A 20,746-nucleotide genomic window follows, 5' to 3' on the forward strand; every position below is an offset into this window, starting at 1 on the left:
GACGGGGCTGGGCCGCTCCGCCCCGGGCCGGACGGGGACGCATCTCCCCCCTCGCCGTGCGGCCCCCAAGGACCTGCCATGAAGAATGTGACCTCTCGCCTGATCCTGATCGCCCTTGCAGCCGTCTCCGGCCTGGCGATCCTCTTCTCTCAGCAACTCGGCCTGAGTGATGAGCGCCCGTTGAAGCTGGGCATCGACCTTTCCGGCGGCACGATCCTGGTCTACCAGGTCGAGGAACAAGCCGGCGAGCAGGTCGACCTGAACGAACTCGTGGCAGCCCTGAAGCGGCGCATCAATCCCGAAGGGGTGTTCGACATCACGATCCGACCCGTCGGTCAGGATCGGGTCGAAATCATCATGCCCGAGGAGATGGCCAACCAGGCCGAGGAAGTCAAGCGCAAGCTGACCGAGGAAGGCTCGCTCGCCTTCCGGATCCTCGCCTCGACCAATCGTGCCGCCGACTTCCCGTCTTACCTCAATCGTCTGAACCGAGACACCGATCCGATCGTCGATCGGTTGCCGGTCGTCACCTCGCCCGGCTCTGAGACCGAGAGCTTCCGCTGGGCGAAAGTCGGCGAGGAACTCGTGGTGCCCTCCGCCAGCGGCACCCCGACCTCGGTGAGTGAACAGACCATCACCGACACCAATGCCGACTGGGAGCCGAACCGCTTCCGAGGCTTGCAGGTCGTTCTGCAACGCTCTGGAAGCGCCCCCTCCGCCCGATTCGAGATCGAGCGTAACACGAACGACACGCTCGTCCTTCGCCAACCGCACCAGCTCGAATCGAGCGCCATTACCGGCTACTCGATTGACTACGCCGACGGCCCGAACCAGATCATCGACCCGATCCGGGAGTGGCCCACCAATCGCTACTCCGGTCTCCCCGTGGTTCTGGAAGGTCTTCGAGACGGTGAGCCGGCCACGCTGACTGCCGAGATCTCCGGCAACACATCCAACACCTTCACCCTGACTGAAGCGCACGGGCTCGAATCCGTCACCTCTTACCGCCTGGCATACAACCCAAGCGGCATCGCCGTGGGGCCGGACGGAGTTTCGATCACTCCCGAAGCCGCTGGAGACTGGATCGTCCGGGGCGTGCCGGTTCCCACCCAGCCGGGCCTCACCGAGTACTTCGTCCTCTACGAGGTCCCCCGAGAATCGCAGGATGTGACCGGTGACATGCTCGATCGGGTCTACCCGACCACCGATGAGCAGCTCCGGGCCGCCGTCGGGTTCAACCTCGATCCGACCGGATCGCGACGCTTCGGCAACCTGACCGGACGCTATCGCCCTCGCCAGGAAGGGGCCTTCCGGTTCAACCTCGCCATCCTCCTCGACGGCGAGATCATGTCGGCCCCCCAGATCAACGACCGCATCACCGACCGCGGCATCATCACCATGGGAGGTCGCGGCAGCCAGGCCACCGAACAGGTCAACTATCTGATCGATATCCTCCGGGCCGGAAGCTTACCGATTGCCTTGCAAAGTCCTCCGCTTCAGGAGGAGACGATCGGCCCAACCCTCGGCGAAGACACGATTCGCAAGGGGGTCTACGCAATCACGATTGCCCTGGGCCTCGTTCCGCTGTTCATGCTCGTGTATTACCGAGTCGCGGGCTTGATCTCGGTCATCGCCTTGCTCTTGAACATGGTCTTGCTGCTGGCCTCGATGGCCCTGACCGGCAGCTCGATCACCTTGCCTGGTCTGGCCGGTCTGGCATTGACGATCGGCATGGCCGTGGATGCGAACGTCCTCATCTTTGAACGGATGAGGGAAGAACGGGACCGGGGTGCACCACTCGGCCAGCAGATCCGCAACGGCTTCGGCAAGGCCTGGTCCACGATTCTCGACTCGAACGTCACGACGATCCTGACGGGCATCGTCCTCTGGTCGGTCGGGACCGAGGAGGTCAAAGGGTTCGCCCTTGTGACGATCATCGGCCTGCTCTGGAACCTGTTCACGGCCGTCTTCGTCTCTCGAACGCTCTTCGACCTGGCCTATCAACAAGGCTGGATCAAGCGGCTCAGCATGCTCCGGGTCCTGAGCAAGACGAACATCGACTTTGTCGCCCCCCGACGCTACTGCATGGCCGGTTCGCTCCTGGTCATTGCGCTCGGGCTGACGGTGTTCTTCAACCGAGGAGGTGCCGACCAGCGGGGCGCGATGTACAACATTGACTTCACCGGCGGTACGCTGGTCACACTCCGGCTCGATAGCGAAGAACTCAAAGGGCTGAGTTCCTCGGCCCGAGTCTCCGCCGTGCGAAACCAGGCGGGAGAAACGCTGCCGAACGTCACGGTCGAGAGCCTGACCCTGATCGACGCGGAAGGCGGCCCCTCCGCTGCTCCTCGCTATAACATCCGAACGACCGAGGAGTCTCCCGAAGAGGTTCAGAAGGCCATTCTGGAAGCCTTCAGCGATAGCCTGGTTCGGGTCGAACTTCAGACCGAAACGATGACTGACGAGGCGTCCGACCCCGTCCTCGACGAGGCCGACTCGACCCGCTACCGCCTCTCCTTGAACCTTCCCCAGGCACCGTCTCGGATCACCGAGGCACTCGCTCGCGTTCTGGCGTCGGCCGATCCTCCGGTCCCGAGCCCTCGAAGCCAGTTCAGCATCTCGAACCCCGACGCTCCGCCCAACAACCCGGACCAGGCTGGCGAAACCCTCGAACTGAGCACCACCATCCCGCCCGACCAGTTCGATCCCGCCCTGGCCACGCTCGGAGAAGAACTGCGCAATGACCGCGACTTCCTGTTCGAACGTCTGGAGAATTTCGGCGGCGTTGTGGCGGGCGAAACTCGTCAGAAGGCCATCGTGGCCATCATCGCGAGCTGGATGATCATCATCGCCTACCTCTGGTTCCGCTTCCAGGCGGTCGCCTACGGGTTCGCGGCGGTGATCGCCCTGATCCACGACGTGCTCATCGCACTCGGCGCCGTGGCGCTGGCCGGCTACAAGATCGACCTGCCGATGATCGCCGCCTTCCTGACCTTGATTGGCTTCTCGGTCAATGACACGATCGTCATCTTCGACCGCATCCGAGAGATCAAAGGCAAATCGCCGAACCTCACGGCCCGCCTGGTCAACGACGCGATCAACATGACCCTGAGCCGGACGATCCTCACCTCACTCACCACCTGGCTCGTGGTGTTAATCTTCTACGGATTCGGTGGTGAGGGGCTTGCAGGTTTCTCGTTCTGCCTGGTGATCGGCTTCATCAGCGGCACCTACAGTACGATCTTCATCGCCGCCCCGATCCTCGTCGAGTGGCTCGGGAAACGATCGAAGAAGGGCTCCGAGGCCCTGGCAACCAGCCGGTAATCCGCGTTGGAATGCGTCTGAACCTCCGAAACGCCCCGCCAAGCAACTTGGCGGGGCGTTTCGTGTTCACAGAGGCGAAAACCGCCGCGGAGGTAGCGGGTCGATCAGTCAGGAGGGCTCAACCAGCTCCGACGAGGCATCCAGGTGCCTCGCAACCGCCTCCAGAAGCGGGTTGATCGTCTGTTCCTGAATCTTGTGCGGCGGTTGCCAGACAATCCATTCGTGGCCGAGGTGCTCCGTGGCCGCAATGGGCGGTCGCTCCGGCACCGTTGCCAGAAAGATCACGAGGGTCTTGCAATCGAGCGTTCCGGACTTCTTCCGCACAGGATAATAGACCAGCTCAAACCGGAACGACTCATCGAGCACGATCGAGGACCGGGCAATGCCCGTTTCCTCCTCGAACTCGCGGTACGCGCACTCCAGATCCGACTCGCCGGGATCGACCCTCCCTTTCGGGAGATCCCAGCGGTCGGCGTGCCGCATCAGCAAAAACGATCGGGGCTCGGAGCGGGTCATTAGCAAAATGCCGCAGGCTCGGATCTGTCGCATCGTGCGGTCGGTCCTTCCGAATCGCGTCTCAAGACCTCATCCCCGGGAGGAAGCAGAGGCGAGCTTCCCCTCAGGGTGATCCGAGGCCGATTGTCTGGCGTCCTTCGAGAGCTTGTGATCAAACGCATCGACCAGGGCAAGCCAGCTCGCCTCGATGACGTTCTCGGACACGCCAACCGTTCCCCAGACCGAATCCTTGTCGCGGCTCTCAATCACCACGCGGACGCGAGCCGCGGTGCCGGCCCGAGCATTGATCACGCGGACCTTGTAGTCCACCAGACTCATTTCTCGGAGCTTCGGGAAGTGCGATTCGAGCGCCTTGCGCAACGCCCCGTCCAGGGCGTTGACCGGGCCGTCTCCCTCACTCACGGTATGCTCGATGGTTTCACCGACGCGAAGCTTCACCGTCGCCTCGGTGATCGGGTCGCCGCCGTCACGAGCCTCGACACTCACATGATAGTGCAGCCTCTCAAACCAGTTCTGATACCGTCCGGCTTCCTTCTCGACGAGCAACACAAAGCTGGCCTCGGCAGCCTCGAATTGATACCCCTCGTTCTCGAGATCCTGCACCCGAGCGAGCACCCTGGCCATCAACTCCGAATCATGTTGCAGGCCATGCTCGGCCAGCTTCTCCGCAATGTTCGACCGGCCTGACAATTCGCTCACGAGCACCCGGCGCTCGTTGCCAACAACGCTCGGATCGATATGTTCGTAGCTGTGGACCACCTTCCGGATGCCGTGAACGTGCATCCCCCCCTTATGCGCGAACGCACTGGCCCCGACAAACGGTTGACCGTTTCGGAAGTTCAGATTGGCCAGTTCGTAGACGTATCGAGACACTTCCGTCAGATGCGTCAGACTTCCCGAGCGGAGCAGTTCGTATCCCTCATATTTCAAGGAAAGGTTGGCGATCGCGCTGCACAGATCGACATTCCCGCAACGCTCTCCGATGCCGTTGATCGTTCCCTGCACCTGGGTCGCCCCGCGACGGATCGCGGCCAGTGTATTGGCCACGGCCAGGTCGCCGTCATTGTGCGTATGGATCCCGAGGGGCACCGATGTCACCTGCCGAACGGCGTCAATCGCCTCGGCGATCTGTTCGGGCAAGGTCCCGCCGTTGGTGTCGCAAAGCACGATCCAGGCCGCCCCAGCCTCGGCCGCGTGTCGGATCGTGTCGAGCGCATAATCGGGGTTCTTTCGATAGCCGTCGAAAAAGTGCTCAGCATCGTACACGATCTCAGGACCGTGAGGCGCGGCACCGAGAAAGGCCACGGAATCGGCGATCATCCGGAGGTTTTCCTCCAGGCTGACCCCGAGCACCTCCCGAGCGTGCAGATCCCAGCTCTTGCCGACCACGGTGATCACAGGCGACCCCGCGCCCACCAACGCCTTCATGCCCGGGTCATCTTCCGCGGCCATGTCTCTGCGGCGGGTCATTCCGAAGGCGGCGACCCGAGCATGGTCCAGGTCCAGATCGCGGATGGCTCGGAAAAATGCCTCGTCCTTGGGGTTCGACAGGGGATATCCCCCTTCAATGTAATCAATTCCCAGTTCATCGAGCCGTTGGGTAATGAGCAGCTTGTCCTGAAGCGAGAAGTTCACTCCCTCGCCCTGGCTGCCGTCGCGCAGAGTTGTGTCGTAGATGGCGATGCGCGTCATGAGAGGCGGTCCACCTGGCTCGAATCGATCGTCGTCTCGGAAAAAAAGCGTTCATCATTGTACCACGATAAACCGTGGCCGACGACTCCCGGACACACGGGCCACCGCCCTGGGTTCACCATCCGTTCAACGGGCTGGACCTCCCTGGGAGATCAGGCCATGATCGAGGCACAGCCCCCTGCTCCTCTCATCGAGGCCCGCCATGCGCAGTGTTGAAGACCTGCTCGAAGCGATTGCCCAGGAAGCCCGACGGACCGAGTTTCCCATCGATGAACCCGTTTATAACGCCTGCAAGAAAGACCCGACCTGGCCAATTCTCTTCGCGGGCTCGCTGTCGGCCCGCGTCTGTTCGTTCGGACGCGACCTGGGCCGCGATGAAGTGAAATGGGGACAGCCCCAGATCGGTGCCGGCGGCCGCCTGGTCCGTCGAGAAGTCTACCGCGAGTTTCTTGGTGAGCCCCCCGACGATGACCCGAAATTTGAAGCAGCGCTTGATCATATTTTACTTTCCAACACCGTTCCGTACAAACCGCCCGGCAACAAAGCGTACTCGACAACCGTCAAGGAACGCTTTCGGCCCTTCGTGGCCGAGTTCCTCGCAGCCCACTGGTCCGGCGACCGCGTGCTCTGCCTCGGAACCGAGGCCTTCAAGTGGTTTACCCCGTACGTGGGGACCAAGGTCGTCGACGACTTCTGGAAACGAGACGATCGCTACGAGGCCGACTTGCCTTGCGAGCTGGTCGTGGACACCGACGAAGGAACCTTCCGAAAGTCGATCGTCTTGGGGCCGCTTCCGCACCCCTCCCCGTTAAACCAGCGTTGGTATGGGAAGTTCCCGACACTCCTCCGACAGCGTCTCCAGGCCATCGCATCGGCCTGACGACGTGATTCCCCAATTCGGGAAATCCGAAAGGCTTCAGGGTTGTTTGCGCGTGGTGAGACCGCTACGTTGAGGAGATCGAACGACGCCGTTCCAGACAGCCGGGGGAGCGTCCACCATGAGAAAAGTCCAGATGGTCACCGATCGCGAGCTTGAGATTCTCAAGGTCCTCTGGGCCAAGGGACGCGCCAGTGTCCGAGAGGTTCAGGATGAACTGGTCAAGGACAGTGGACCTGTTGCCTACAGCACGGTGCAAACCCTGCTGAACATCATGGAAGAAAAGAAAGGACTGGTCAGCCACGTCGTCGAGGGGCGAACCTTCATCTATATGCCGCTCAAATCCCCGGAACGAACCATCCGGGACCTGACGAGACGCTTCGTGGACCGGGTCTTCGACGGTGCGCTCGACCGAACACTCGTCGCGTTGCTTGATTCGAAGCCACCGACGCCTGAGGAATTCGACCGTCTCCGGGCGATGCTCGACGAGGCGCAACGCCAGGGGTCCTCGACGGTTGGCTCGCAGAACCCTTCGGACTGATCCGAGCAGACCATTCCTTCTTGATTCGCCTTGTGGAACCTCGCCGATGATCAGCACGGTCGATCGTCTGGGGCTCTGGTTGCTCGACCTCGGTCTTGTGACGCTCGTCTGGCTCTCGCTCGTGATGATCACCATGATGGCCTGCCGTCAGCCCGTGCGACGACGAGCCGTGGCACGGGTGGGGGTGCTCGGGGCACTCAGTCTCGGCCCCTTGATCCTGCTCCCGATCCAGACGTTTGACGGCGTGATCCCTCGATCGGTCCTGCTGGCCCCCTTGTCGGTTCTGGGGAATTGGGACGTGATCCCGCTGGACCTCCTGAGTCGGTTGCTCACGCTCGGCTACCTGAGCAGCGCCGTGGCGGGGCTTGGGTGGCTCTTGCTCGGCTCGCTGGCGTCGAGGCACCTGATCCGGACGGCTCGGCCTGCCTCGACCTGGGGGCTTGAGCAATACGACAGGCTCTTGAACTCCGAGGATCCAGCAGAGCGTCCGCGACTCCTCGTCTCGTCGAAGCTCGGACGACCGGTCTTGATCGGCGATTTTCGACCGACGATCGTGCTTCCTGAGGGATGGGATCAACCCGGTCCCGGCTCCGCCGAGCGCCTGCGGATGGTCTTGCGCCACGAGCTGGCCCACGCAGAGCACCGCGATCCGCGGTTCGTCTGGCTCTCGACGCTGTTGCAGGTCATCTGGGTGCCAATGCCCCCGGCCTGGTGGATCCGTCGGCGGTTGCTCCTCGATCAGGAAATCCTGGCCGACGATCTGGCCGCTCGAAAACTCGGCACGCCCGGTCGATCGTATGCCGCCTCCCTCGTGGAACTGGCGATCGGAGGTCGAGACTACCCGGGTCGGTCCCTGTCCTCAGAACAACCGGACGTTGGGAATCGAGCCCCTCAGAGCTCTCCTCTCGTCCTCCGGGTCGCCATGCTTCTCCAGTGCCCCTTCCCGATTCAACAGGCAGCTCCGGTCTGGTGGCGGATGGCGATGTCGACCGTGATGCTGTTCGCGCTGCTCGTTGTCTCTCGGTTCTCGCTGGTTCTTGCCCCCGAGACGACTCGGCATGAGGTGGCAAACGCCCCGACGATCCCGTTTCATCTGCTCGAACTGGATGTTTCCCCAGACGCCGAGGATGATGCCCTTCGGTTCCCGGCTCCCTTGCCTGACTCGTTCGAGCTGTCGGCATTCCTTCGAGCCAGTCCGGCCGACCTTGGCCGGATCGGAATCGCCGGATATCGGCTTGGCCCACCTTTGGAGTTCCCCACCCCAGTTGACGGTGGCTCAGACGGCTGGCACCGCGTTCGGTTACGGGTCGAAGGGTCCTCGGCTCAACTCTGGATCAACGACCAGCCCGTCGCCACGATGCCAGACCCTGCCGGGTCCGGGCAATGGCTCACCATCCGCCCTCCTCCCGGCGGCTCCTTGCAGCTCCGCGATCTGATCCTCTCTCCGTCGGAGCCGACCCGCTCGACGGACGGAACCGCCTGATCGGCTCCGCCCAAATCGGAGCGATTCCAGGAACGACCACTCAGCGAGCGTTCGCCTCGGTCATCGCGTCGAAAATCCCCTTCATGAAGTCGGGGAGGTCGTTTGGCGTCCGGCTGGTCACGATGTTCCCGTCTCGAACGCAGGCGGCATCCTCCCAGATGGCCCCGGCATTCTCGACATCGTCTCGGATGGCAAAGAATCCGGTCAGCCGGCGCCCCTTGATGGCCTTCGTCGAGCAGAGCATCCAGGGGCCGTGGCAGATGGCGGCCAGTACCTTCCCCTGGTGAGCGGCCTTGGTGACCAGATCCACCATGGGCTGGCAGCGTCTCATGTGGTCGGGTGAATAACCGCCGGGAATGACAATGGCGTCAAAGTCCTCGGCCTTCACGTCGGCCGCTGCCACGTCAGACTTGGCCGGATACCCATGCTTCGACGCAAACGACTCGCCTGCCCTTGGCCCAACGATCGTCACCTCGCAACCGGCTTCTCGGAGTCGGAGGACCGGATACCAAAGTTCCAGATCTTCGTAAAACTTCTCGACCAGAACCGCGACACGCTTTCCTTTGACCTGTTCCATCGGGGGATGCTTCCTGAAGATGCGGGAATCGGATCGGCTCATTGGGATCGACCGCCGAGCAGTATATCGAAGCTGAGGGCCTGCTCGCAAAACGCGAGCAGGTTCCCCCACCTTAAGCCGATTTGAGGATCAGGACGACGACGCCGATCCGGCCGCCGGAGCCGGCGCGATCGCCGAGGGCGCTCCGGTCAGATCGGCCATCGCGGCTTCGATTCCTTGTTCGAAGGAATACGGCGGCTGATACCCCAGCACCCGGCGTGCCTTCTCAATCGAGTAATCCAGATTCAAGCCGAGGAACTTGTAGCGAGCCTTGTTGATCAGGGGAGGACGCTTGGCCCCTCGCGTCTTGGCGATCGTCTCGACCACGTTGGCCAGAACGCGGGCCACGCCGAGCGGAATCTTCCTCGTCGGCTCCTTGAGGCCAGCAAGCTGGGCAACCCGAGATACGAATTGCCGCTTCGTGATTCGCTGGCCGTCGGTCAGATTGAACACCTGGCCAATGGCCTCGGGAACCTCGGCGGCGAGGAAGATCCCGGCAACCAAATTCTTGACATAGATGCAGTTGAGCACCTGCTCGCCCGATCCGAAATAGGCAAACGTCCCCTTGCGCAGGGCGTTGATCAGCTTCGGCAAGACCGTGCGGTCTCGCTCTCCATAAATAAAGCCCGGCCGCACAACCGAGGCGGGCAGGCCCCGCTCGGCGTGCGTCTTCAGCACAAGCTGCTCGGCCTCGGTCTTCGAGCGGGTGTAGGCGTCCAGCGAGTTGGCCGCCGGTGGCGTGGTTTCATCCGTGCCGTAGTGGTCTCGGCCCTCGTAAACCCCCAACGAACTGACATGAACAAACCGCTCGACGCGGGCATCGACCGCCGCATCGAGCAGCAGGCGAAGCGCGTCCACGTTTAGTCGACGAAATTCCTCAAGTGTCCCCCAGTCCCCCACCTTCGCGGCGCAGTTGAACACCCAGTCGGCCCCCTCGCAGCCGCGTCGGAGCGAATCGGCGTCTTCGAGGTCACCTAAAACCTTCTCGACCCCCTGGCGATCGAGCCAGGTCGTGTCGCTGGTCGATCGAACCAGAACCCGAACCCGGTGCCCTCGGCGTTTTGCTTCCTCGACCGCGTGACTGCCGACCAGCCCGCTGCCTCCGGTAATGAAGATCAATTTCGACGCGCTGGTACTCATGGAGGCGCTCCCGACTCATCCCCCTGTGTCAGCCCCGACCGTGCCTCGGTCGATGGTTCCGGAGGACGCTTCTCTCTGGGGAAAAGGCTACCCCGAGCCCTGGCCAGGTCAAGTCCGGTGATCCTTCGCAAACCACGGCCGGGACTGGCGGCGCCGATCCCGTTCGGTGTAATCTGGAGGGTCGAAACATTCGTGCACACCCGCGCCGACCGGGACGATCGCCCGGCTCGCGTTGACAAGGGGGGCGAGGGGAGACTAGCATTCCTCCCCATCGCGATCCCCCGACCAGGCATTGAGCGCCTGCGGAGGATCGAGCAGATGGCCAGCGATCGCCAGTTGAAGAAGGACGAGCAAGAGCGGTTTCGGAAAATCCTGCTTACCCTGCGTGCCCGGCTCCAGGGAGACGTCGATCAGATGACCGACGAAGCCCTGAACCGAGGCGGAGACGGTGGCAGCGGGAACCTTTCGAGCATGCCGATCCACATGGCCGATCTGGGGACCGATAATTTCGATCAGGAATTTACACTCGGATTGATCGAAAACGAGCAGGAAACCCTCGACGAGATCGAGGCCGCGCTCGTTCGGTTGGACGACGGCAACTTCGGCCGCTGCGGCGATTGCGACAAACCGATCGCCAAAGCTCGACTTCAGGCCCTCCCTTACACCCGATTTTGCATTGAGTGTGCCCGAGCGCACGAAAATCGAGTCGCGCTGGGTTGACCCAAGGATCCACGGGCCGAACCGACCTGGCCCGGCAGGACGCGAAAGGCTCGGCGATGGAGACGCAGCCCTTGGCCGACCCGAAGACAGCCGCCGGAACGACCGTCTCCGGCCACGCTCCCATCCCGGCCAGTCGCTGGCTCCTGTTCTGGGGACTGGCTCTGGGAGGTTCGGCGTTCGATCTGGCAACCAAGGCCATCGTCTTTCAGCGAGTCGGGCCTCCCGGATCCCCGGCCGTCTCCGTTCTCGGCGAGATTGTTGAACTCCGCACCAGCTACAACACCGGGGCGCTCTGGGGGATTGGTGGAAATCTCGCCTTTGGAAGCCTGATGTTCGCCCTCCTGTCGATCGTGGCGGGGGTCTTCATTCTCTACTGGTTATTCGTGCTCCGGAACGCAACCGATCGTTGGCAAACCGCCGCACTCGGGCTGATCATGGCTGGAGCCATCGGCAATTGCTACGACCGCCTTCGATTCGGTCACGTCCGCGATTTCGTCCACGTTCATGTCGACTCGATCAATTTCGATTTCCCCATCTTCAACTTCGCCGACAACATGCTCGTGATCGGCGCCGCCACCCTCATGTTGCTCGCCTTCCGCGAGGAAACACCGCCCTCGGAACCGACCGATCCCCTCAGGCCCGATTCGTCAGATCAACCCGCTTCGTAGGGGCTGCCCCCTGTACGACGGCATGACGAGGCTCTAGATTAAGACTGCGAACCGGCTCGAACCGGCCCGATCTCGCCGCGCTGCACGACGCGGCCCGGACTGGTCTTGTCGGCCGCGTGGCATCCCGAGTCTCTTGAGTTTCTGATCACGAGGACCAATTCATGCGAACGCTCGCTCTGCTCGCCGCCATTGCTTTCGCCGCCCCTGCAATGGCCTTCATCGCTGACGAACCCAAGCTCGACGACATCAAGTGCCCGGTGTCCGGCGCCCCGGTCAAGGCCGAGCAAAAGGTCGCCTACAAGGGTGCTTCGGTCTACTTCTGCTGCGGCAAGTGCCCGAACGCCTTCAAGGCCGACACCGCCAAGTTCGCCGAAAAGGCCAATGCGCAGCTCGTCGCCACCGGTCAGGCCGAGCAGACCGCCTGCCCGCTCTCCGGCCGTCCGGCCGATGACACCAAGACCACCGAGGTCGCCGGCGCGACCGTCGCCGTCTGCTGCGGCAACTGCCTCGCCAAGGTCGAAGGAGCCGAAGACGCCGAGAAGCTCACCCTGATCTTCTCCTCCGCCGCCTTCGACAAGGGCTTCAAGGTCAAGGAAAAGGAGTAATCCCTCCTCTTTTCCATTGACCGAATCCCTTCCGCCCGCCCTGGCCCTCCAGCCCTGGCGGGCGGTTTTCGTTTCTGCTCCTTGCCCGAAGGGTACGGAGCCTTCCAATTGCTCTCTCTTCCGAGGCTCCTTCCTGCGAGTCAGGCATCCCGCCAGCCCAGGCGACACCTTCCCTCGACCTTGTCTTCCGAACCAAACCCATCGATCCCGAGCCCACAAGGAAGCACGACCGATGCGGTTCCTCTCCACACGCTCACACGGCGTCCTCGACTATCTTGTCGGCGCAAGCCTCATCCTCATGCCCTGGCTGCTCGGCTTCACCGTGGGCGGGGCAGAAACCTGGGTGCCCGTCCTTGTCGGAGCAATCGTCATCATTTATTCACTGATGACCGATTACGAGGCTGGATGCGTTGGCACGCTGACCATGCCGACTCACATGGCCTTCGACGCGGCCGCCGGCGTCTTCCTGGCGGCCTCCCCCTGGCTCTTCGGGTTTGCCGGAATCGTCTGGCTGCCTCACGTTGTTGTGGGGTTGCTGTCGATCGTGGTCGCGACCTCGACCCGAGTTGTCGAGCCCCCCGCATCGGAGGACTCTGTCACCCCCGGCCCTTGACCGCGACCCGATCCGCTTGCCAGCTTATCCCACATCGTAATAGAGCGAGAACTCATACGGGTGAGGTCGAACCCGAACGGCTTCGACCTCGTGCTGGCGTTTGTACCAGATCCAGGTATCGATCACGTCCGGCGTGAAAACATCACCCCGAAGCAGAAAATCGTGATCCTGGGCAAGCGCATCGAGCGCAGCATCGAGCGATCGTGGTGTGCCACGGACCTCGTCCAGTTCGTCGGGCCGAACCTCGTAAAGGTCCCGATCGAACGGCTCGCCGGGGTCGGCATGGGTCTGGATCCCGTCGAGGGCCGCCAGCAAGACTGCAGCGAACAGCAGGTAGGGGTTGGACGACGCATCCGGGCATCGGTACTCGATCCGACGACCATCGGTCACGGGGTCATGCACCGGAATCCGGACGATCGCCTGGCGGTTCCGACGGCTGTAGGCAAGTTTGGTTGGGGCCTCAAACCCCTCGACCAGCCGCTTGTAACTGTTCGTCGTCGGATTGCCGAACGCACAGAGCGCCGGGGCGTGGCGAATCAGGCCGCCGACGGCGTGCATCGCCAGCTCGCTCATGCCGGCGTAATCATTGCCTGCCATCAAGGATTGCCCCTCGGATCGAAAACCAAGGTGCAGGTGCAGTCCTGACCCATTCTCTCCGAACAGGGGCTTGGGCATGAACGTGGCCGATTTGCCGTGTCTCCTCGCCACATTTCGAATGATGTAGCGCGCGAGCATGACATGATCGGCCGCCTCGACCAGCGATCGGGGAAGCAGGTCGATCTCCCCCTGTCCAGCCGTGGCCGCCTCATGAAAATGGGCCGATGTGGCGATGCCGCAGTCGCTCATGATCTGCGCCATCTCGGTTCGCAAGTCCGACTGACTGTCCATCGGAGGGCACGGAAAATACCCGAGCGTCGATCGCGGCTTGTATCCCAGGTTCCCAGCATCGTCTCGACCCTGGTTCCAGGAACCTTCCTCCGAGTCCACGTGATAAAACGCCTGGTTCCCGGTCTGATCGAACCGCACCCGATCGAAGACGAAAAACTCCAGCTCCGGAGCAATCCGGCAGTCATCGGCCACGCCTGATTCCCGAAGATGCTGCATCGCTTTCAGGGCGATGTTGCGCGGGTCTCTCGTGTAGTCCTGCTGGGTGATCGGGTCCTGGATGTTGCAGATCATCGTCAGGGTCGGACGCGCGGCGAACGGGTCGATCAGCGCCGTTTCCGGTTGCGGAACGACCAGCAAATCGGCCTCGTTGATCGCCCGCCATCCCAGCACGCTCGACCCATCGAACGGAATCCCGTTCTCAAAGGTCTCCTCGGTCAGCGCATCGGCCGGAATGGCAAAGTGCTGCCAGACGCCCGGGAAATCCATGAACCTGAGATCGACCGTGAACACCTCTCGCTGACGAATGTACGCCAGAACCTCTTTCGGGCTCACGCCTTTGCCCCCTCGCGACGAAGTCGTCGCTGTCGATTCGAACCGCTCCGATGGCGTTCTTGCCCGCCTCCCTGGCCGTCCGCCATCGGCGGCCGACGTTCTTCGAGCTTAACCGAGCCGATCGCCCCAGGCCAGATGAACGAGCCTCTCAAGAACCGCAACACCCTCCCACGCCATCCGAGGGAACTCCCCCCGTCACCGATTTTTTCAACTCGCATTCCATTTCGCGCTTGCTCTCGAACACCTCCTTCCAGTAAGATTCAATCATCAGAGCTGAGACTGAATCTCAATCGCGAAGCCCTGCCTCGATTCCACCCTCCCCGACGGTTCCATGGAGAGACGACCGTGGCGCGGACGGTCCTAGCGACACTGCCGGGTTCAGCCCCTTACCAACGGCTCCAGGTCGCCTTGGAGCAAGCGGATCAGGGCGGCCTGATGATTTGTTTGTGCGAGCAACACCATGCTGAAGGAATCGGCTGGTTCACGCAGCGTTCGATGCAGCTCGAACCGCGCCAGTGGGCTCAGCTTCAAGGAGTCCTCGGCATGACTGAGGCCCGCGCGGCCCTCGATGCCGACAATGAGGACGTCCCGGCCACCTTGCCCTTCCCTGGGCCGAACAGCCCTCGGCGCTTCCGCCACGCGGTGGGGGATGGCTCGGAGTAACAGGCATCGAGCGAATTCGAACCGAACCTGTTCCGTTCGTTCCGATCGGCCCCTTCGAACACGAAGGCCGCGAAAGCACCTGAATGCTTCCGCGGCCTGGTTTTGTTCTGAAGCGATTTCCGCTCGAACCGAATCAGCCGGTTCGCTGCTGAGGACGAGACGAGGTTCCGAGGCTCAGATCCCCTTCGTCCAGAATCTTGGACAGGTGGTCGGCTCCGTCCTGCTCCATCTGGCAGATGTCTTCGAGCAGGTTGCGCAGGCCCACGTCGCGATCCTCGCAAAGTTCGATCGCCTGGGTGTACAGTTCGACGTGACGACGCTCCATCTCCAGCGAGTTCCGGAGCATCTCATTCAGGTCGGTCGTCACCTTCACCTCACCTCGTTCGACCGTGGTCACACCTCCCAGGGCCGCAATCTTGTCGCCGACCTTGTGGGCATGCTCCAGGGCCTCTTCTCCGCTGTCCCGGAAGAGTTTGTAGTAGACCTCTCGCCAGGTGCCACGGACGAGGAAGCTATACTGGGTGTACTGGACCAGCCCAGCATACTCCCACTTGAGGATTTCGTTCAGCTTTTCGATCATCGCGGCGCGATCCATCGAGCGCTCCTTTCCGTCAGTAGATTCGGGACGATTGTTCCTGGGACCCAGGGCTGCCCGACGTCTCGTTGTGTTGAAACAGCCACATTGTAGGTCATCGGTCCAATTTGCTCCAGTTCGATGAGCCTTGAACCGCTTGAGTTCCCGGGACGATCTGGCATCCCTCCGCGCTTCGTCCTGCTTGAGCACCGCTGGAACGGGGTGCACTGGGACTTAATGCTCGAAGCCGGACCTCGGCTCCGCACCTGGGCCCTTTCGCGCCTTCCGGAGCCCGAAACCGAGATCGATGCAACTTCGCTGCCCGACCACCGCGTCCGATATCTCGACTACGAGGGACCGATCTCGCACGATCGGGGCACGGTCCGCCGCGTCGATCGGGGAACCTACGAACCGATCCTCTGGACCGACGATCGCGTGCTCGTCCGATTCTTCGGACATCAGGTCATCGGCGAGGCGGATCTGGTCCGACTCGGCGAACGATCTTGGCGGTTCCGGATGGGAAATTTGATCTGAAGAATGCGCCGAGACGGCAGTGTCAGCCCCGACACGCGCCCGGCGTTTCGATCCGATCGCCCACTTAGATAGAGCCGACCATCCAGCACGACGACCCGTTCCAGCACCACATCCAGGCGTTCCGGGGTGGGCGAGTAGCGAATGTAGACCACCGTCTCGCCGTGGTCGTTCGACCAATCGACGTCCAGACCGTGCGCCTTGGCCCGGTTGACGATCGGCCCAACCACCTCGTCGGGAGAGATCGGCATGGCCCCGGCCCGGATTTTTTCCAGGTGAAGCGCAAGCGTGTTGTCTTCCGCAACCTGCACCCGGGCCACGACCCAGACCAACGACGTGAACGGCCCCCGATCGAGCTTGAAGGCCAGTGTCACCCGATCCAGTTCGAAGACGAGCAACGGATCGCGGACCCCATCCGGCAGGTACTCCGCGAAATGCGTCACCAGGTCTTCCGCGATCCAGGCATTGACCTCCTCGTCGGTGAAGCTGGCCTCCCAGTACGACTCATTGGCGATGTCGTTGCGTAACTGGAAGGTCTGAGAGACAAAGCGGTCGGCCTCGACCCGGCGGATCTGGCGATCCTTCGCCGCAAGGTTCCGGTAGAAGGGAGGTTCGTAGGTCAACGACCGCCAGACCGCCAGCGGGATCGCCGTGCCCACGATGACCAGAATGATCAATAGCGTGACGATCCTGCGCTTCCGTGACGCTCGCATGGGCGGTCCTCCAGGTGACCTCGGCCGCAGGCGGAAGGCATTGCAGAGCGATCGCTTTGCCAGGCAAACCAGCGCGAACAGACAGGAAATCGGTCGCCAAGACCATACGGAAGGTCCTCCCTTCCGTCAATTCGGACCGACTCCGGGCTCAACAGAGTTGACGAGACCCGTCCCTTTATGCGCGAATAGTTAAAACGCGCATACGAATACGGGGGCGGTCGCAGTTCAGCGGAGCCATCGTGTTCGTCCCCAAGATCCGTTCCCGGCGGAGCCGAGCCGATGCACATTCCGGACAATCTCCTCTCCCAACCCGTCGTGCTGACGACCGGGGCCCTGGCTCTGGGCGGTTTCGCGGTGGGACTCCGCAAGCTGAGAACGCGCCTCAGAGACCGCACCATGGTCCTGATGGGGGTCATGTCCGCCTTCGTCTTCGCGGCTCAGATGGTAAATTTCCCGCTGTTTGTGGTGCCGGCCTCGGGTCACCTGATTGGCGCAGTCCTGGCGGCGGTCCTGCTCGGTCCGTGGGCCGGAGCCTTGGTGCTGGGAACCGTTTTGCTCGTGCAGAGTCTGCTTTTTGCGGACGGAGGCATCCTCGCGCTTGGGGCGAATTTCCTCAACCTTGGCCTCATCGCAGGCGTTGGCGGATACGCCATTTACGACCCGATCCGCAAGGCCCTGGGCGGCCAGTCCGGAGTCCTGATCGGTGCGATGGTTGCGGCCTGGTTCTCGGTCCTGCTCGCCTCGCTGGCGTTCACGATCGAGCTGGGAGCCTCGGGCTACTGGTCCGACCTGCCGAGAGTCCTCGGCTGGATGACCATGATTCACGCGATCATCGGCCTGGGCGAGGCGATCATCACCGGCCTTGTCCTGCGAACGGTTCTCTCGGTACGTCCCGACCTGATCTTCGACGACGACACGATTTTGACCCGATCGGGCCGATGGACCCGCGTGGCAATCGGCGGCCTGGCGGCCTCGTTGGCGGTTGCGGCCTTCCTGGCCCCCCTGGCCTCTCCCAACGACGACGGGCTCGAATTCGTCGGCGGGCGGCTTGGGTTCCTCAACGAGGAAGCCGGATCGATCTTCACCGGCCCGATGCCGGATTATTCGATCGAGGGCCTGCCTGACATCGCTCCGGTGACCGCCGCCGTTGGCCTGATCGGCACCGTCTCGGTTTTCATCACCGGGCTCGTCCTGGCAAGAGCGTTTACCCGAAACACTCCCAGCCTCGAAGGCCCGAATTCTTCCTCTCCTTCCGAAGCAGGGCCGGAACCTCATGCGGCTTGATTGGCTCGAACCCGATCAATCGGCCCACGGATCGCTGCATCGACTCGACGCGAGGATCAAACTGGTGGCGACTCTCGCCCTGGTCCTCGCGGTGGTCCTCCTGCCGATCGGTTCCTGGCGACCGCTCGGGGGAGCGGCCATGCTGCTTGCCTTCCTGGTCGGGATCTCCGGCGTTTCACCTGGCACCTTGTTACGACGAGGGCTCGCGGTCATGCCGGTCGTGGTCCTCCTTGCCGTGATGATCGCCCCCTCGCACCCGATGGCCCCGACGTTTGGTCCGTGGGTCGTCGGGGGAACGATTCTGGCGAAGAATTGCCTGACGATCCTCTCCATCCTGCTGCTGGCCCACGTCACCCCGTTCCGTGACCTGATGACCGCCCTCGAACAGCTCAGGGCACCGACAGTCCTGGTCGCCACCCTCCTTTTGATGTACCGTTACCTGTTCGTCCTGGCCGAGCAGCTCAGCCGGATGGCCCGCGCCCGACGGGCCCGATCCTTCCGACGCTCCCGATGGTCCGAATGGCCGCTCGGGGCCTCGCTGATCGCCGGGTTGCTCCTCCGATCCTTCGAGCGCGGCGAGCGGGTTCACGCGGCCATGCTCGCCCGGGGGTGGGACGGCACCTTCCGTAGTCTCGACGGCCCCGACTCAATCTCCCCGCCCGTTCAGCCCGATTCTGCTTCACCATGACGCCGACCGCCGTTGATGACACCCCTCCGGCCTCCTTGCTCGTCCGAGGGCTCCGCTACCGCTATCCCGACGGCAAGGAAGCGCTCCGCGGGGTCGATCTGGAGATCCGAGCCGGAGAAACCGTCGCCCTGGTCGGCCCCAACGGCGCGGGCAAGAGTACCCTTCTGCTCCACCTCAACGGCCTCCTTCCCGGCCGCCTTGGTGCGGGTGCGGAACCGGGACTCGGCCACGGCCACGGCCTGCCGTCCTTCAAGCGATCCGAGCCCTCCCCTTCGGTCTGGATCGACGGCCTTCCGGTCAATGAGCGCAACGGTCCCGAGATCCGCCGTCGGGTCGGCCTGCTCTTCCAGGACCCCGACGACCAGATGTTCTCCGCCACCGTCTTGGAAGACGTCGCCTTCGGCCCCTTGAACCTCGGCAAACGCAAGGCCGAGTCCCGACAGATCGCCCTGCATTGCCTCGACCTCGTGGACATGGCCGAGGCCGCCGACCGACCTCCTCACCACCTCAGCTTCGGCGAACGTAAACGGGCCTGCCTCGCCGGCGTTCTCGCCTGCGAGCCAACAGTCCTCGTCCTCGACGAGCCGACCGCCAACCTCGATCCCCGCTCCCGACGCAACTTCCTCACCCTGATCCGTTCGCTTCCTGCGACGAAGCTCATTGCGACCCACGACCTCGAAATGGTCCTCGAACTCTGCGACCGTGTCGCCCTACTCGACGGCGGCCGGATCGTCGCCGACGGCCTTCCCGAGACGATTCTCGGTGACGAGCCGCTCATGGAAGCCCACGGCCTGGAGCTTCCCCTCTCGATTCGGTTGAGTCGCCCGATCCACTGATCTCGGGGCCGTTCCCATCGAGAGAATCGGCCCCGATTCGACCAGTGGACCATCAACCGCTCAGACCGCCGGGCCGAGCAGTTCCTTGACCACCTCGCGTTCCTTCTGCAACTCGTCGGCCGAGGCGTCGATCCGACGTCGGGCGTCGTCGTCGATCGCCAGATCGGAGACGATCGAGCAGGACTGATCGCTGCCCGTCCGGATCGGGAACGAGTACATCAGGCCGCCGGGGACGCCGTAGGGGTTGCTCTCGGAGAAGATGGCGACGCTGTGCCAGTCATCTCCAGGGGTCGCTTGCGAGCACGACCGAACACAATCGAGTGCCGCGTTCGCCGCCGAGGCCGCCGAGCTGGCCCCCCGGGCCTTGATGACCGCGCCGCCTCGCTTGGCGACGGTCGGGATGAACGTCTCGGACAGCCAGGCGTGATCGGAAATCACCTCGGTCGCCGGCTTGCCGCCGATCCGGGCGTTCTTGTAGTCGGGATACTGGGTGTCGGAGTGATTGCCCCAGATCGTCATGCGGGTCACGTCGGAAACGCCGACCCCGGCCTTCTGGGCAAGCTGGGCCTTGGCCCGGTTCTCATCGAGCCGGGTCATGGCGAACCAGTTCTGTCGGGGGACGTTCGGCGCGTGGGACATGGCGATCAGGCAGTTCGTGTTGCACGGGTTGGCAACAACGAGCACCTTCGCCTTCGGTGCAGCCGCGTTGATCGCTTTACCCTGGCCGGTGAAGATCGGGCCGTTGGCGCGGATCAGGTCGGCCCGGTCCATCCCTTCCTTGCGGGGCATCCCGCCAACGAGGATCACCCAGTCGGCATCGGCGAAGGCTTCTTCGGCGTTGTCGGTCGCCGTCACCCCTTTGAGCAAGGGGAAGGCGCAGTCGTCCAGTTCCATCAGGGTGCCGTTGAGGGCCCCGAGGGCCGGGGTGATTTCCAGCAGGCCAAGCTTCACCGGCTGATCAGGGCCAAACAGACCGCCGCTGGCGATCCGGAACAGCATGGCGTAACCAATCTGACCGGCGGCGCCGGTGATCGCAACCTTCACGGGTTGACTCATCGAAGTCGGGCTCCGTTGCAAAACGAGACGGGCTGATGGAGGGACGTCTCGACCCACCGACCGGGCGGGGAGACCCGTTCCCTCAAGCCACAGTCCGAGATCATACACAAAGACCCGCCCTGCTTCCCGCCCCGATCGGCTCGGAATCGAGCGGTAACGGGACTGC

At 63.0% G+C, this 20,746-nt stretch carries 21 protein-coding genes; 13 read left to right on the forward strand and 8 right to left on the reverse strand.

Going from position 1 to position 20,746, the window contains the following annotated elements; translation table 11 throughout:
- The first annotated feature begins 78 nt into the window (after positions 1-78).
- Entirely contained in the window at positions 79-3,324 is a 3,246-nt protein-coding gene (secD, locus tag GA615_RS03495) for a protein translocase subunit SecD (RefSeq protein ID WP_152049876.1), read from the forward strand.
- Positions 3,325-3,432: 108 nt separating this feature from the next.
- Here secD and GA615_RS03500 read toward each other — a convergent pair whose 3' ends face one another.
- Positions 3,433-3,873 (reverse strand): bis(5'-nucleosyl)-tetraphosphatase, encoded by a 441-nt coding sequence (locus tag GA615_RS03500; protein WP_152049877.1) that lies wholly within the window; start codon positions 3,871-3,873, stop codon positions 3,433-3,435.
- A 36-nt stretch (positions 3,874-3,909) separates the two neighbouring features.
- On the reverse strand, positions 3,910-5,532 hold the full coding sequence (gene cimA, locus GA615_RS03505; RefSeq protein ID WP_152049878.1) for a citramalate synthase: 1,623 nt from the start codon (positions 5,530-5,532) through the stop codon (positions 3,910-3,912).
- A 202-nt stretch (positions 5,533-5,734) separates the two neighbouring features.
- On the opposite strand from cimA, the gene GA615_RS03510 reads away from it, so the two are divergent.
- The 3 genes from GA615_RS03510 to GA615_RS03520 all read left to right on the forward strand — a co-directional run bounded on the left by GA615_RS03510 (position 5,735) and on the right by GA615_RS03520 (position 8,433).
- A complete protein-coding gene (locus tag GA615_RS03510; protein ID WP_152049879.1) occupies positions 5,735-6,412 on the forward strand; it encodes a uracil-DNA glycosylase family protein in 678 nt (225 codons plus the stop codon).
- Between the two features lie 118 nt (positions 6,413-6,530).
- A complete protein-coding gene (locus GA615_RS03515; RefSeq protein WP_152049880.1) occupies positions 6,531-6,950 on the forward strand; it encodes a BlaI/MecI/CopY family transcriptional regulator in 420 nt (139 codons plus the stop codon).
- A gap of 46 nt (positions 6,951-6,996) precedes the next feature.
- Positions 6,997-8,433, forward strand: coding sequence for a M56 family metallopeptidase (locus tag GA615_RS03520; protein ID WP_152049881.1), 1,437 nt, complete (start codon positions 6,997-6,999; stop codon positions 8,431-8,433).
- 40 nt (positions 8,434-8,473) lie between these two features.
- On the opposite strand, the gene GA615_RS03525 is transcribed toward GA615_RS03520, so the two are convergent.
- Positions 8,474-9,010 (reverse strand): type 1 glutamine amidotransferase domain-containing protein, encoded by a 537-nt coding sequence (locus GA615_RS03525; protein ID WP_152049882.1) that lies wholly within the window; start codon positions 9,008-9,010, stop codon positions 8,474-8,476.
- 129 nt (positions 9,011-9,139) lie between these two features.
- Positions 9,140-10,189: an NAD-dependent epimerase/dehydratase family protein gene (locus GA615_RS03530; RefSeq protein WP_152049883.1), complete on the reverse strand. Its 1,050-nt coding sequence runs from the start codon at positions 10,187-10,189 to the stop codon at positions 9,140-9,142.
- 318 nt (positions 10,190-10,507) lie between these two features.
- Between GA615_RS03530 and GA615_RS03535 the strand changes: the two genes are divergently transcribed.
- From GA615_RS03535 to GA615_RS03550, 4 genes are all read left to right on the forward strand, one after another.
- The gene (locus GA615_RS03535; RefSeq protein WP_152049884.1) at positions 10,508-10,909 is read left to right on the forward strand and encodes a TraR/DksA family transcriptional regulator; all 402 of its coding nucleotides are present in this window, start codon (positions 10,508-10,510) and stop codon (positions 10,907-10,909) included.
- The gene (lspA, locus tag GA615_RS03540; RefSeq protein ID WP_235905044.1) at positions 10,906-11,577 is read left to right on the forward strand and encodes a signal peptidase II; all 672 of its coding nucleotides are present in this window, start codon (positions 10,906-10,908) and stop codon (positions 11,575-11,577) included. Before GA615_RS03535 ends, lspA begins: the two co-directional genes overlap by 4 nt.
- 161 nt (positions 11,578-11,738) lie before the next feature.
- Entirely contained in the window at positions 11,739-12,182 is a 444-nt protein-coding gene (locus GA615_RS03545) for a YHS domain-containing protein (protein WP_152049885.1), read from the forward strand.
- A gap of 232 nt (positions 12,183-12,414) precedes the next feature.
- On the forward strand, positions 12,415-12,795 hold the full coding sequence (locus GA615_RS03550; protein WP_152049886.1) for an SPW repeat domain-containing protein: 381 nt from the start codon (positions 12,415-12,417) through the stop codon (positions 12,793-12,795).
- Positions 12,796-12,819: 24 nt separating this feature from the next.
- Here GA615_RS03550 and glnA read toward each other — a convergent pair whose 3' ends face one another.
- Positions 12,820-14,235 (reverse strand): type I glutamate--ammonia ligase, encoded by a 1,416-nt coding sequence (gene glnA, locus GA615_RS03555; protein WP_152049887.1) that lies wholly within the window; start codon positions 14,233-14,235, stop codon positions 12,820-12,822.
- A gap of 345 nt (positions 14,236-14,580) precedes the next feature.
- On the opposite strand from glnA, the gene GA615_RS03560 reads away from it, so the two are divergent.
- Positions 14,581-14,898, forward strand: coding sequence for a hypothetical protein (locus GA615_RS03560; protein ID WP_152049888.1), 318 nt, complete (start codon positions 14,581-14,583; stop codon positions 14,896-14,898).
- A 133-nt stretch (positions 14,899-15,031) separates the two neighbouring features.
- Here the strand turns inward: GA615_RS03560 and GA615_RS03565 are convergent, their stop codons facing one another.
- Positions 15,032-15,493 (reverse strand): ferritin-like domain-containing protein, encoded by a 462-nt coding sequence (locus GA615_RS03565; RefSeq protein ID WP_152049889.1) that lies wholly within the window; start codon positions 15,491-15,493, stop codon positions 15,032-15,034.
- 120 nt (positions 15,494-15,613) lie between these two features.
- On the opposite strand from GA615_RS03565, the gene GA615_RS03570 reads away from it, so the two are divergent.
- On the forward strand, positions 15,614-16,006 hold the full coding sequence (locus GA615_RS03570; protein WP_152049890.1) for a DNA polymerase ligase N-terminal domain-containing protein: 393 nt from the start codon (positions 15,614-15,616) through the stop codon (positions 16,004-16,006).
- Here GA615_RS03570 and GA615_RS03575 read toward each other — a convergent pair.
- Positions 15,931-16,716: a hypothetical protein gene (locus tag GA615_RS03575; protein ID WP_152049891.1), complete on the reverse strand. Its 786-nt coding sequence runs from the start codon at positions 16,714-16,716 to the stop codon at positions 15,931-15,933. The genes GA615_RS03570 and GA615_RS03575 overlap by 76 nt on opposite strands.
- Before the next feature lie 279 nt (positions 16,717-16,995).
- Between GA615_RS03575 and GA615_RS03580 the strand changes: the two genes are divergently transcribed.
- Genes GA615_RS03580 through GA615_RS03590 form a run of 3 tightly spaced genes read left to right on the forward strand, consistent with a single transcriptional unit; the run spans position 16,996 to position 19,524 of the window.
- The gene (locus GA615_RS03580; protein ID WP_152049892.1) at positions 16,996-18,000 is read left to right on the forward strand and encodes an energy-coupling factor ABC transporter permease; all 1,005 of its coding nucleotides are present in this window, start codon (positions 16,996-16,998) and stop codon (positions 17,998-18,000) included.
- On the forward strand, positions 17,990-18,688 hold the full coding sequence (cbiQ, locus tag GA615_RS03585) for a cobalt ECF transporter T component CbiQ (protein WP_152049893.1): 699 nt from the start codon (positions 17,990-17,992) through the stop codon (positions 18,686-18,688). Before GA615_RS03580 ends, cbiQ begins: the two co-directional genes overlap by 11 nt.
- Positions 18,685-19,524: an energy-coupling factor ABC transporter ATP-binding protein gene (locus tag GA615_RS03590; protein WP_152049894.1), complete on the forward strand. Its 840-nt coding sequence runs from the start codon at positions 18,685-18,687 to the stop codon at positions 19,522-19,524. Before cbiQ ends, GA615_RS03590 begins: the two co-directional genes overlap by 4 nt.
- Positions 19,525-19,584: 60 nt before the next feature.
- On the opposite strand, the gene GA615_RS03595 is transcribed toward GA615_RS03590, so the two are convergent.
- Positions 19,585-20,580, reverse strand: coding sequence for a malate dehydrogenase (locus GA615_RS03595; protein WP_152049895.1), 996 nt, complete (start codon positions 20,578-20,580; stop codon positions 19,585-19,587).
- Between the last annotated feature and the right edge of the window lie 166 nt (positions 20,581-20,746).

It is taken from the genome of Tautonia marina (assembly GCF_009177065.1).
Classification (GTDB): Bacteria; Planctomycetota; Planctomycetia; order Isosphaerales; family Isosphaeraceae; genus Tautonia; species Tautonia marina.